Source organism: Muricoccus roseus, from assembly GCF_900141905.1.
Taxonomy (GTDB): Bacteria; Pseudomonadota; Alphaproteobacteria; order Acetobacterales; family Acetobacteraceae; genus Roseomonas; species Roseomonas rosea.
The window spans coordinates 62511-75061 of record NZ_FQZF01000027.1; the positions used below are offsets into that span (position 1 = coordinate 62511).

Here is a 12551-nt window from a genome sequence, read left to right on the forward strand (position 1 = left end):
CGCGCCTGGTGGCGCTTGCGCCACGGGGGGTGGGGGGCGAGAATGCCGGCCGCGTCAAAGTTCCCCGTGTAGGACAACGCCATGAAACGTCGCACCCTTCTCTCCGGCGCCGCCGGCGCCGCCGGCCTGCCCTTCCTGCCGGCCCTGGCCGGGGCCGCGGCTCTTTCCCTGGCGGCGCTTCCCCCGGGATGGCGCCGCTTCGAGATGCGGACCGAGGTGGTGGTGGAGACGGGCGACGAGCCGGCCACCCTCTGGCTGCCGCTGGCTCAGACCGCCGCCGCCTATCAGCAGGCCCTCGACCCTGAGGTGGAGAGCACGGGCAAGGTGGAGCGGCTGCGCGAGGCGCGCTACGGCGCGGAGGTGCTGCGGGTGACCTGGCCTTCGCCCCGGGAGCAGAAAGTCGTGGTGCGGCAGGTGGTGGCGACGCGGTCGCGCGGCGTGGAGGCCGGTGGCCTGAGCGCGGCGGAGCGCGCCTTCTGGACCGCGCCGACCGAGAGCGTGCCCACCGACGGCATCGTGGCCGAGACCGCGCGGCGCATCACCGCCGGGGTGGAGGCGCCGGAGGCGAGGCTGCGCGCCATCTATGACTGGGTGGTGGAGAACACCTTCCGCGACGGCGCGACGCGTGGCTGCGGCACCGGCGATATCAAGACGATGCTGGAGACCGGCTGGTTGGGCGGGAAATGCGCGGACATCAACGCACTGATGACCGGACTTTCGCGCGCCTGCGGCATTCCTGCGCGGGATGTGTACGGCATCCGCGTGGCGCCCTCGGAGCATTCGCGCTCCCTCGGCACGGGCAGCCCGGACATCACCCGCGCGCAGCATTGCCGGACGGAGATGTTCGTCGACGGCCGCGGCTGGGTGCCGGTGGACCCGGCGGACCTGCGCAAGATCGTGCTGGAGGAAGGCGCGCCGCTGGAGAGCGACCATGTGCGCCGCCAGCGTGAGCGGCTGTTCGGGCATTGGGAGATGAACTGGGTGGGCTACAACAGCGCCACCAACATCGCGCTTCCCGGCGCGCCGCGCGCAATGGGCCCGAACTTCCTGATGTATCCCTGCGCCATGACCGCGCGCGGCGAGCAGGACTGCCTGGACCCGGCCAGCTTCCGCTACGCCATCACCGCGCGCGAGCTGGCGGCCTGAACGCCCAGCATGCGAGGCCGGGGACGAGGTTCCCGGCCTCCCGCCATCCCGAAAGGCATCCGTTTTGATCCCCGGCCGTCCCGTCATCGTCTTCGACACCGAAACCACGGGCTGCACGGGCCAGGACCGCGTCGTGTCGCTGGGCGCCGTGCGGCTGGATGCGGCGCTGGAGCCGGAGGGGACGCTGCATCTCGTCTTCTCTCCCGGCATGCCCTGCCATTTCGGCGCCTACCGCGTGCATGGGCTGTCCGATGCCTATCTCGCGCGGCAGCCCGGCTTCGCCGAGCATGCGGAGGAGGTGGCGGAGTTCTTCGGCGGCGCGCTGGGCTGTGCGCATAACTTCTCGTTCGACCGGCGGATGCTGGGCGGCGAGTTCGACCGGCTGGGCATGGCCCGCCCCTGGTCGGGCGAGTTCTGCACCATGCTGGCCTGGCGCCGGCACCGGCCGGGGCGGCGCTCCGGCCTCGCCCATGCCTCCGCCGAGTGCGGGCTGGCGCGGGAGACGGCGCTGCACGGTGCGCTGGAGGATGCCTGGCTGGCGGCGAACATCCTGCGCACGCTGCATGGGATGGCGCCGGTGCCGATGCGCCTGCACGGCTTCACCAACGACCGCATGGCGGAGATGGCGGCGTGAGCGCCTCTCCAGGGGAGAAGGCGGAGCGCTTCCGCGCCCTGCACGAGACGGGCTGCTTCGCCCTGCCCAATGCCTGGGACGCGGGCAGCGCGCGGCTGATGGCGGGGCTCGGCTTCCAGGCCGTCGCCAGCACCTCCGCCGGGCTGGCCTTCATGCTGGGGCGCCGGGATGGCGAGGCGGCGGTTTCGCGCGAGGAGGCGCTGGCCAATGCGCGGGACCTCGTGCGGGCGACGGAGCTGCCGGTCTCGGCCGATCTGGAGGACGGGTTCGGCCCCGCGCCCGAGGATGTGGCGGCGACGGTGGAAGCCGCGATCGGGGCGGGGCTCTGCGGCTGCACCATCGAGGACACCACGGCCGATCCGGCCGCGCCGATCCATGGCTTCGACCGGGCCGTGGCGCGGATCGCGGCCGCGGTGCGGGCGGCGCGGGCCGCGCCGCATCCCTTCATCCTGACCGCCAGGGCCGAGAACTTCCTGCACGGGCGGCCGGACCTGGACGACACGATCCGCCGGCTGGTCGCCTTTGCCGAGGCGGGGGCGGATTGCCTCTATGCCCCGGCCCTGCCGGATGAGGAGGCCATCCGCGCCGTGGTGCGCGCGGTGGCGCCCAGGCCGGTGAACCTGCTGATCGGGCCCCGCGCCGGCGCGGTGCCCCTTTCGCGGCTCGCCGAACTCGGCGTGCGGCGCGTGAGCGTGGGCGGCGCGATCGCCCGCGCGGCCTATGGCGCGGCGCTCGAGGCCGGCCGGGCCTTGCTGGCGGGGGACATGCCCGCGATCGCGGCGCTTCCGCCCTATGATCGGATCGCCGCCCATATGCATTCGGGAGAGAAGCAGCAGTGATCGACAAGATCGTCCGCGACATGGCCGCCGCCATGGAGGGGGTGAAGGATGGCAGCACCGTGCTCGTCGGCGGCTTCGGCGCGGCGGGTCAGCCGGATGACCTAATCGAGGGGCTGATCGAGCAGGGGGCGACGGACCTGACCATCGTCGCCAACAATGCGGGCACGGGCCGCACCGGGCTCGCGCGGCTGATGGAGCTGGGGCGGGTGCGGAAGATCATCTGCTCCTTCCCGCGCAGCGTCGGCTCGGTGGTGTTCGAAGAGCTGTACAAGGCCGGGAAGCTGGAGCTGGAGATTGTGCCGCAGGGCACGCTGGCGGAGCGGATGCGTGCTGCCGGCGCCGGCATCCCCGCCTTCTTCACCCCCACCGCCGCGGGCACGAAGCTGGGCCAGGGCAAGGAGACGCGCGAGTTCGGCGGCCGCCCGCATGTGATGGAGCTGGCGCTGCCGGGCGACGTGGCGCTGGTGGAGGCCTGGGAGGCGGACCGCTGGGGCAACCTCACCTACCGACGCAGCGGGCGGAACTTCAACCCGGTCATGGCGATGGCGGCGAAGCTGACCATCGTGCAGGCGCAGAAGATCGTCGAGCTGGGCGCGATCGAGGGGGAGCGGGTGGTGACGCCCGGCATCTTCGTGGACCGCGTGCTGAATGTGAAGCGCGGCGCCCCCTGGGGCGAAGCCGACGCGGCCTGAGGGAGGAACGACACATGCAACCCTGGTCCCGCACCCAGATGGCCGCCCGCGCCGCGCAGGACATTCCGGACGGCTGGTACTGCAACCTCGGCATCGGCATGCCCACCCTGATCGCCGACCACATCCCCGGCGGGCGCGAGGTGGTGCTGCATTCCGAGAACGGCATCCTCGGCATGGGCCCGGCGCCCGAGAAGGGGCGCGAGGATGCCTGGCTGATCAACGCGGGCAAGCAGCCGGTGACGCTGCATCCCGGCGGCAGCTACTTCCACCACGCCGACAGCTTCGCGATGATCCGCGGCGGGCATATCGACCTGTGCGTGCTCGGTGCCTTCGAGGTGGCGCAGAACGGCGACATCGCGAACTGGGCGACGAGCGAGAACGACACCGCGCCGGCGGTGGGCGGCGCGATGGACCTGGCAGCAGGCGCCAAGCGCGTGTGGGTGATGATGGAGCACACCACCAAGGACGGGCGCCCGAAGCTGGTGGAGGCCTGTTCCTACCCGCTGACGGCGATGAAGGCGGTGACGCGGATCTATACCAACCTGGCCGTGCTGGACGTGACGGCGGAGGGCTTCGCGCTGCGCGACCTCGCCCCGGGCGTGACGCTGGACCATCTGCGCTCCGTCACCGCCGCGCCGCTGCACGACGCGCGCGAGACGGCAGGCGCCTGACGCGCACGAAGGGCAGGCACCGGATATGAGCGACACGACCTCCTCCACCCCCATGCCGGAGGGCATGAACCTGGGCATCGCGCGCGAGGGCGCGGTGCTGACGCTGACGCTGGACTACCCGGCGCGGCGCAACGCCCTGGCGATTCCCCTGCGCCAGCGCATGACCGAGGTGATGGAGGCGGTGCAGGGCGACCCCTCCGTCCGCGCCGTCGTCGTCTATGGCGCCTCCGGCAACTTCTGCTCGGGCGGCGACATCTCGGGCATGGATGTGCGTGACGCCATGTCGGGCGCGGAGCGGATGCGGCGGTCGCACCGGCTGATCCGGCTGCTGGCGGCGGGGAACAAGCCGGTCGTCGCGGCGGTGGAGGGATGGTGCGTGGGCGCCGGCCTCTCCCTCGCCTGTGCCTGCGACCTGGTGGTGGTGGCCGAGGATGCCCGCTTCATGGCCGGCTTCGGCAAGGTGGGGCTGATGGCCGATCTCGGCCTGCCCTTCACCCTGCCGGCGCGCATCGGCGCGGGGCGCGCGCGGCGCATCCTCATGCTGCACGAGCAGCTGACGGCGGCGGAAGCCGAACGTATCGGGCTGGTGGAGGAGGTGGTGCCGCGCGGGCAGACGCTGCACTACGCGCTGATCCGCGCGCGCTTCCTGGCCGAGCAGGCGCCCGCCCCGATGGCGCTGACCAAGGCCATGCTCTCCGCGGGGCTGGATGCGGCGCTGGAGACGGAGCGGCACTTCCAGACCACGCTCTTCCTCTCCGCCGACCACCATGAAGGCCGCGCCGCCTTCATGGAGAAGCGGGAGCCGCGCTTCACCGGGGGGTGAGGGCCGGAGGGCTCCGCCCTCCACCCGCCAAGGGCCTGAGGCCCTTGGAACCCCGTCTGACTGCCGTGGATACCCCGGATCGATGGGGTCTCTGGTCGAGGGTGCTTTTCCTGCCTTTGCAGTCGCCTCGGGTCGATGACCCGAGGCGCACCGTCAGCCGAATGACTCCCACTCGAAGAAAAAGAAGAAGGTGAGGGGGCCGGGAGAGGAAGACTTCCTTCTTCCTCTCCCCGGGACAGACCGCCAGTTATCGCGGATGCGTCGGCGGCACACGCCGCCAGCCCTGGGGTTTCCGCACCTTTTCCCGCATGAAGGTGAGGATGCCGGAGAGGATGATGACCGCGACGCCGAGCGCCATCGTCGCGTCCAGCCCGTCGCCGAAGACGAGGTAGCCGAGCGCGATGGCCCAGAGCATCTGGCTGTATTGCGCGGGGGCGACGAGGCTGGCGGGGATGCGCGCGGAGGCGAGCATCACCAGGATGTTCGCCAGCGCCATCAGCAGCCCGTAGCCGAGCAGCCAGACCCACTGGATCGGGCTCGGCCAGATGAAGTCGGGCAGCATCAGCAGCCCCCCGCCGACGGTCGGGCCGATGAGGCTGGCGCCGTAGAGCGACATGCGGGTTTCGCTCTGGCCAAAGCGGCGCAGGGTGACGACGGTGAGCGCGCCGGAGAGGCCGCCGACCACCGCGCCGAGATGGCCGATGTTGAGCTCCCGGAAGCCCGGCCGCAGCACGATGAGCACGCCGGCGAAGCCCAGCAGCACCGCGCCCCAGCGCCGCCAGCCCACCGGCTCCTTCAGGAAGATGACCGAGAGGATGGTCACGAAGGTCGGCATGAGGAAGAGGAGGGAGAAGGCCTCGGCCATCGAGAGATGGGTGAAGGCCGTCACGCTGCCGACGCTCCCGGTGAGCGCGGCTCCCACCCGCACGAACCACATGCCGCGGTTGCGGGCGCGGAACACATCATCCAGCCGCTCCCCCCGGCGGCGGACCAGGGGCAGGGCCACCACGCCGGACAGGGCGCCGAAGAACACGGCCTCATAGGCGCTGAGCGAGCCGTGCAGCATTTTCACGGAGGCATCGCTGACCGCGTAGGCGGAATACGCCAGGAAGGCGAGCAGGACGCCTTGAGGGGTGGATCGGTTCATGAGGCGTCCGGGCTGGGGCGGCGGGCTGGCTTTTAGCAGCCATGGCGCCTCCGCCCCATGCCCGCGAGTCCGGGTTGGACAAGCGGGGCCGCCGGGTCTGGAATGCGCCCCCATGACCGAGTCCTGGCGCCTGACGGCGAGCGAGATCGCGGAACGCATCCGCAAGCGTGACCTTTCGGCCGAGGAGGTGGCGCGGGATGCGCTGGCCCGGCTGGAGGCGGCGAACCCCGCCATCAATGCCGTGGTGCAGTTCATGCCGGAGGAGGCCCTGGCCGCCGCCCGGGCCGTGGACGCCGCCATCGGCCGCGGGGAGGATCCGGGGCCGCTGGCCGGGGTGCCGGTGACCACCAAGGTGAATGTGGACCAGAAGGGCTTCGCCACCACGAATGGGCTGCGGATCCAGAAGGATCTGGTGGCGCAGGTGGACAACCCGGTGGTCTCGAACCTGCGCAAGGCCGGTGCTGTTATCATCGGGCGCACGAACACGCCGGCCTTCTCGCTGCACTGGGTCACGCGCAATTCGCTGCACGGGCACACGCGGAACCCACGGAACCCCGCACTGACGCCGGGTGGCTCCTCCGGCGGGGCGGGCGCGGCGGTGGCGGCGGGGATCGGGGCCATCGCGCACGGGACCGATATCGGCGGCTCCGTCCGCTATCCCGCCTATGCCTGCGGCGTGCATGGGCTGCGGCCCACCATCGGCCGGGTGCCGGCCTGGAACCCCTCCTCGGCGGAACGTGCGATCGGGGCGCAGCTGATGGCGGTCTCGGGCCCGCTGGCCCGCAGCATCGCGGATATCCGCCTGGCGCTGCGGGCCATGGCCGCGCCGGATGCGCGGGACCCCTGGTGGGTGCCCGCGCCGCTGGAGGGGCCGGCCTTCCCCAGGCGCGCCGCGCTTTGCATTCGGCCCGAGGGGTTGGCGACCACGCCGGCCGTGGAGGAGGCGCTGCGCGCCGCCGGGCGCAAGCTGCAGGATGCCGGCTGGACGGTGGCGGAGACGCCCATCCCGAAGCTGCGCGAGCCGGGGAAGCTGCAGGCCATGCTCTGGCTGGCCGAGAGCCGGCGCGGGCTGAAGAAGGCGCTGGCGGAGGAGAACGACCCGGACGCGAACTTCATCTTCGCGCAGATGGAGCGCCTCTGCCCCGAACCCGAGATGAACGCCTTCCAGGACGCGTTGCAGGCCCGCGCCGGCTACCTGCGGGAGTGGAGCCTGTTCCTGGAGCGCTATCCCGTCGCGATCATGCCCGTAGCCTCCGAGCCGCCCTTCCCCGACCTGTTCGACCTGCAATCGCCCGAGGCCTTCGATCAGGTGATCGAATCCCTGCTGCCGCAGGTTGGCCTGCCGCTGATGAGCCTGCCCGGGCTGACGGTGACGACCGACCTTTCCGGCCCCGTGCCTATGGGCGTGCAGCTGGTGGCCGGCCGCTACCGGGAGGACATCCTGCTGGAGGCGGGGGCACTGCTGGAGACGGCGATCAGCATCGCGGAGCCGGGCTGAAACCCGCCTTTGGCTGCTGGTCTGTCCCGGGGAGAGGAAGAAGGAATTCTTCCTCTCCCCGGACCCGTCGAAGGCAGTGCCTTCGACCATCATCTTTTTCTAGTAGTTTGGAATCCTTGGGCTGACGGTGCGCCTCGGGTCATCGACCCGAGGCGACTGCAGGGGCCGGAAAAACACCCGTCCACCAGAAACCCCGCCGATCAACGGTATCCACGGCCGTCAGACGGGGCTCCAAGGGCCTCAGGCCCTTGGCGGGTGCAGGGCGGAGCCCGCTCGGCGAAGCCCCGGATAGGTCGGAACCCCGGCATGGCGGTATAAGGCGCTCATGCAAGACGAAGGCGCCCTGGTCCTCTTCTCCGGCGGCCAGGATTCCACGACATGCCTGGCCTGGGCGTTGGAGCGTTTCGGGCGGGTGGAGACGGTGGGTTTCGATTACGGGCAGCGGCACCGGATCGAGCTGGAGTGCCGCCGCACGGTGGCCGAGGGGCTGGGGGCGCTGAAGCCCGAATGGGCGGCGCGGCTGGGCGAGGACCACATGGTCGATCTTGCCTCGCTCGGCGCCATCTCGGAGACATCGCTGACGCGGGACGTGGCGATCGAGATGGAGACGGGCGGGTTGCCCAACACCTTCGTGCCCGGGCGCAACCTCCTCTTCCTCACCTTCGCCGCCGCGCTCGCCTATCGCCGGGGGCTGCGCCACATCATCGCCGGCGTGTGCGAGACGGATTATTCCGGCTACCCGGACTGCCGCGACGACACGATCAAGGCGCTGCAGGTGGCGCTGAACCTGGGCATGGAGCGCCGCTTCGTGCTGCACACGCCGTTGATGTGGATCGACAAGGCCGAGACCTGGCGGCTTTCCCAGCGGCTCGGGGGTGAGGCGCTGGTGCGGCTGATCGTGGAGGACACTCATACCTGCTACCGCGGGGAACGCGGGCCGATGCATCCCTGGGGGCATGGCTGCGGCACCTGCCCGGCCTGCGAGCTGCGGGCGGAGGGATGGCGGGGTTTCGCGGAGGGCGGCGCGTCGCGCCCGGTGTAGCCAATCCGGCCCGGCGGCACGATGTTGGGCCCATCGTTCCTGAGGAGCCCCCCGCATGTCCGATACATCCGACTACGTGCCGCCGAAGGTCTGGACCTGGAACAAGGCCAGCGGCGGCCGGTTCGCGAACATCAACCGCCCCATCGCGGGGCCGACGCATGAGAAGGAGCTTCCGGTCGGCCGCCATCCGCTTCAGCTCTATTCCCTGGCCACGCCCAACGGGGTGAAGGTCACGGTGATGCTCGAGGAGCTGCTGGCGCTCGGCCATGCCGGCGCGGAATACGATGCCTGGCTGATCCGCATCGGCGAGGGCGACCAGTTCGGAAGCGGCTTCGTGGCGGTGAACCCGAATTCCAAGATCCCGGCGCTGATGGACCGGAGCGGTCCGAACCCGGTCCGCGTCTTCGAATCCGGCGCCATCCTCGTCTATCTCGCGGAGAAGTTCGGGGCCTTCCTGCCAACCGAAGGCGCCGCGCGGGCCGAATGCCTGTCCTGGCTGTTCTGGCAGATGGGCAGCGCCCCCTATCTCGGCGGCGGATTCGGCCATTTCTACGCCTATGCCCCGACCAAGATCGAATACGCGATCGACCGCTTCGCCATGGAGGCGAAGCGCCAGCTGGACGTGCTCGACCGCCGGCTGGCCGAGAGCGAATACTTGGCGGGCGCCGAGTACACCATCGCCGATATCGCGGTCTGGCCCTGGTATGGCGGGCTGGTGAAGGGCTGGCTCTACGGTGCGGCCGAGTTCCTGCAGGTGCAGGACTACAAGAACGTCCAGCGCTGGGCGGATGCCATCGGCGCGCGGCCGGCCGTGCGGCGTGGGCGGATGGTCAACCGCGTGACGGGCGACCCCGCGGAGCAGCTGCATGAGCGGCACGACGCCAGCGACTTCGAAACCAGGACCCAGGACAAGCTGGCGGCGGGCTGATACCGGGGGCGGAGGTTCTGACGTTCCGGCGCTTCGCGGAGCAGGGCTCCGCCCTGCACCCGCCAAGGGCCTGAGGCCCTTGGAACCCCGTCTGACTGCCGTGGATACCCTGATCGAAGGGGTCTCTGGTTGAGGGCGTCTCTTCCTGCCTTTGCAGTCGCCTCGGGTCCATGACCCGAGGCGCACCGGCAGCCTTGTGATTCCAAACTTGAAGAAAAAGATGATGGTCGAAGGCACTGCCTTCGACGGGTCCGGGGAGAGGAAGAATTCCTTCTTCCTCTCCCCGGGACAGACCCACCGGCGCACCACCTTCCGGCCCGCTCACCGACGCCGGCGAAGATCCCCGAGGCTCAGCGCCCCCAGCACCTGGGCGAGCCCGAAATAGGTGGCGAGCCCGGCCGCCACATAGACCCCCAGCGCGACGAGCCTTGCGGTGGAGCCCACCGGTTCCGGGATGGCCATGCGCAGCGCGACCAGCACGGCGGTCATGGCGAGCGTGGCGAGGAGCAGGCGCGGCAGGCGGCGGCGCAGGCGGCGGTCCGGGCGCCACTGGTTGCGGCGACGCAGGATCCAGGCCAGGGCGATGACGTTCACCCAGGCCGAGAGGCCGGTGGCGAGCGCGATGCCGACATGGGCGATATAGCGCGTGAGGATGAGGTTGAGGGCCAGGTTCAGCACCACGATGACGATGCTGACCTTCACGGGGGTGGCCGTGTCGCCGCGTGCGAAGAAGCCGGGGACATAGGCCTTCACCAGGATGAAGGCGGGCAGGCCCAGCGCATAGACCGTGAGGGCGGCGGAGGTGGCGGCCGCCTCCAGCTCCCCGAAGGCGCCGCGCATGAAGAGGGCGGAGATAATGGGCCAGGCGAGCACGGCCTGGGCGGCGGCGGCGGGCAGGGCGAGGGCGAGGGAGAGTTCCAGCGCCCGGTTCATGGTGCGGTGGGCCGAGAGCGGCTTGCCGCCGCGCAGCTGCTTCACCAGCAGCGGCAGCATGGCCGTGCCGATGGCGGCGCCGATGACGCCGAGCGGAAGCTGGCCGATGCGGTCCGCGTAGTACAGGTAGGAAACGGCGCCCGCGGGCAGCAGCGAGGCGATGATGACATCCACCGCCAGGTTGAGCTGCGTCACCCCCGCCCCGACCAGCCCGGGGCCCATGCGGCGCAGCACCAGCCGCACGGCGGGCGTGAGGCGGGGGCGGGAGACGATGCGCAGCGGCATGCCGGCGCGGGCGGCCGCGATCCAGACGAGGAGCAACTGCGCCACGCCCGAGAGGGTGATGCCCCAGGCCAGGGCATGGCCCGGCGTGGCGACGAAGGGCGTGAGCGCGAAGAGCGCGGCCATGGAGAGAAGGTTGAACAGCACCGGCGCGCCAGCGGCGGCGGCGAAGCGGTCCAGCCCGTTCAGCACGCCGGAGATGAGGGCCGTGAGGCAGATGAAGACGAGATAGGGAAAGGTGATCCGCGTCATCTCGACGGCGAGTCCGAAGCGGATGGGCTCGTCGGTGAAGCCGGGCGCCAGCACATGCAGCACCTGCGGCATGAAGACCATGCCGAGCGCGGCGAGCAGCGTCAGCCACAGCGTCATCAGCGTAGACATGCGCTCGGCCAGCGCGCGGGCCTGGGCCCGGCCGTCGAGGGTGAGGGTGGACGCGAAGGCGGGGACGAAAGCGGCGTTGAACGCGCCTTCGCCGAAGAGCCGCCGGAACAGGTTCGGCAGCTTGAGCGCGATGAAGAAGGCATCCGCGATCGGGCCGGCGCCGAGGCTGGCCGCGATCAGCATGTCCCGGAGGAAGCCGAGCACGCGGCTGGCCATGGTCCAGCCGCCGACCGTGAGGATGCCCTTGAGCACGGAGCGGGCGGCTCAGCGCGGGGGCAGGAAGCCGACGAGCTCCTCCGCCTTCGCGACGATCGGCTCCGCGATGGCGCGCGCCCGGTCCGCGCCACGGCGGAGCAGGGCGTCCACCGCGCCCGGATCGGCCAGCAGGCGCTGCGCTTCCGAGGCGATGGGGGAGAGATGCGCCACCAGCGCATCCGCCAGCACGCCCTTGAAGCTGCCGAAGCCCTGGCCGCCATATTCGCGCAGCACCGCCTCGGGCGTCGTATCCGTGATGGCGGCGAGGATGCCGACGAGGTTGCGCGCCTCCGGCCGGCCTTCCAGCCCCTGCATCTCGGAGGGCAGGGGCTCCGGGTCGGTCTTCGCGCGGCGGATCTTGAGCGCGATGGTGTCGGCGTCGTCGTTCAGGTTGATGCGCGACTGGTCGGAGGGGTCCGACTTGCTCATCTTCTTCGTGCCGTCGCGGAGCGACATCACGCGGGCGGCGACGCCCATGATGTGGGCGTCGATATGCGGGAAGAACTCCACGCCGTAGTCGTGGTTGAACTTCTCGGCGATGTCGTTCGCCAGCTCCAGGTGCTGCTTCTGGTCCTCGCCCACGGGCACGCGGGTGGCGTGGTAGGCGTGGATGTCGGCGGCCATGAGGTTCGGATAGACATAGAGGCCGGCGCCGGCGTTCTCGCGGTCCTTGCCGGCCTTGTCCTTGAACTGGGTCATGCGGTTGAGCCAGCCGATGCGGGCCACGCAATTGAAGATCCAGGCCAGGCGCGTGTGGGCATGCACATGGGACTGGACGAAGAGGATGCAGCGCTCCGGGTCCAGCCCGCAGGCGAGGAGGGCGGCCGCCATGTCGCGCGTCTGCCGCGTCAGCTCCTTCGGGTCCTGCCACATGGTGATGGCGTGCTGGTCCACCACGCAGAAGATGCTCTCATGCGTGTCCTGCATCGGCACCCAGTTGCGGATGGCGCCCAGGTAGTTGCCGAGGGTGGGGACGCCGGAGGGCTGGATGCCCGAGAAGACGCGCTGGGACATGGGGAGGGAATGCTCCTGGCCGGCCGGCGGTTGGAGCGCCGGGGGCTCTTCGTGGCGGGGGGTGGGGTGTCCCGCCGCGGGAGGACGGCGTCAAGCCGCCCTGGCCCGGAGCCGGGACCGCCTCAGGCGTGCGCCGGCTCGCGCATGGCGATTGTGTCGAGGAGGGTGCGCCGGTCGACGGGCTTGGTGACATGTCCGTCCATGCCGGCGCGGAGGCATTCGGCGATCTGGTCGGGCATGGCGCTGGCGGTGACGGCGAGGATGCG

General features: G+C 70.8%; 12 protein-coding genes. 9 read left to right on the plus strand and 3 right to left on the minus strand.

All coding sequences use genetic code 11. The annotated features are described in order from the left end of the window. The first annotated feature begins 81 nt into the window (after positions 1–81). The 6 genes from BUB97_RS19520 (at position 82) to BUB97_RS19545 (ending at position 4805) form a co-directional block, all read left to right on the plus strand. A complete protein-coding gene (locus tag BUB97_RS19520; RefSeq protein ID WP_073137851.1) occupies positions 82–1146 on the plus strand; it encodes a transglutaminase-like domain-containing protein in 1065 nt (354 codons plus the stop codon). A gap of 64 nt (positions 1147–1210) precedes the next feature. After that, positions 1211–1780 (plus strand): 3'-5' exonuclease, encoded by a 570-nt coding sequence (locus tag BUB97_RS19525; RefSeq protein WP_073137853.1) that lies wholly within the window; start codon positions 1211–1213, stop codon positions 1778–1780. Then, complete coding sequence (locus tag BUB97_RS19530) at positions 1777–2619, plus strand: isocitrate lyase/PEP mutase family protein (protein ID WP_073137855.1); 843 nt, start codon at positions 1777–1779, stop codon at positions 2617–2619. The genes BUB97_RS19525 and BUB97_RS19530 overlap by 4 nt, the downstream gene beginning before the upstream one ends. Beyond that, a complete protein-coding gene (locus BUB97_RS19535; protein WP_073137857.1) occupies positions 2616–3311 on the plus strand; it encodes a 3-oxoacid CoA-transferase subunit A in 696 nt (231 codons plus the stop codon). The genes BUB97_RS19530 and BUB97_RS19535 overlap by 4 nt, the downstream gene beginning before the upstream one ends. Positions 3312–3325: 14 nt before the next feature. Then, positions 3326–3982 carry a 3-oxoacid CoA-transferase subunit B gene (locus tag BUB97_RS19540; RefSeq protein WP_073137859.1) on the plus strand — a complete coding sequence of 219 codons (657 nt, stop codon included), beginning with the start codon at positions 3326–3328 and terminating at the stop codon, positions 3980–3982. A gap of 25 nt (positions 3983–4007) precedes the next feature. Next, positions 4008–4805, plus strand: a complete 798-nt coding sequence (locus tag BUB97_RS19545) for an enoyl-CoA hydratase/isomerase family protein (protein WP_245818374.1) — start codon at positions 4008–4010, stop codon at positions 4803–4805. Positions 4806–5052: 247 nt separating this feature from the next. Here BUB97_RS19545 and BUB97_RS19550 read toward each other — a convergent pair whose 3' ends face one another. After that, a complete protein-coding gene (locus BUB97_RS19550; RefSeq protein WP_073137861.1) occupies positions 5053–5952 on the minus strand; it encodes a DMT family transporter in 900 nt (299 codons plus the stop codon). A gap of 112 nt (positions 5953–6064) precedes the next feature. Here BUB97_RS19550 and BUB97_RS19555 point away from each other — a divergent pair, with 112 nt between their 5' ends. The 3 genes from BUB97_RS19555 to yghU all read left to right on the plus strand — a co-directional run bounded on the left by BUB97_RS19555 (position 6065) and on the right by yghU (position 9420). Further along, positions 6065–7450, plus strand: a complete 1386-nt coding sequence (locus BUB97_RS19555; RefSeq protein ID WP_073137863.1) for an amidase family protein — start codon at positions 6065–6067, stop codon at positions 7448–7450. 325 nt (positions 7451–7775) lie between these two features. Beyond that, positions 7776–8492: a 7-cyano-7-deazaguanine synthase QueC gene (queC, locus tag BUB97_RS19560; protein WP_073137865.1), complete on the plus strand. Its 717-nt coding sequence runs from the start codon at positions 7776–7778 to the stop codon at positions 8490–8492. A 55-nt stretch (positions 8493–8547) separates the two neighbouring features. Further along, the gene (gene yghU / locus BUB97_RS19565) at positions 8548–9420 is read left to right on the plus strand and encodes a glutathione-dependent disulfide-bond oxidoreductase (RefSeq protein ID WP_073137867.1); all 873 of its coding nucleotides are present in this window, start codon (positions 8548–8550) and stop codon (positions 9418–9420) included. 321 nt (positions 9421–9741) lie between these two features. Here yghU and murJ read toward each other — a convergent pair whose 3' ends face one another. After that, a complete protein-coding gene (gene murJ / locus BUB97_RS19570; RefSeq protein ID WP_073137869.1) occupies positions 9742–11268 on the minus strand; it encodes a murein biosynthesis integral membrane protein MurJ in 1527 nt (508 codons plus the stop codon). 12 nt (positions 11269–11280) lie between these two features. Continuing rightward, positions 11281–12285, minus strand: coding sequence for a tryptophan--tRNA ligase (gene trpS, locus BUB97_RS19575; protein ID WP_073137871.1), 1005 nt, complete (start codon positions 12283–12285; stop codon positions 11281–11283). Positions 12286–12551: the final 266 nt, after the last annotated feature.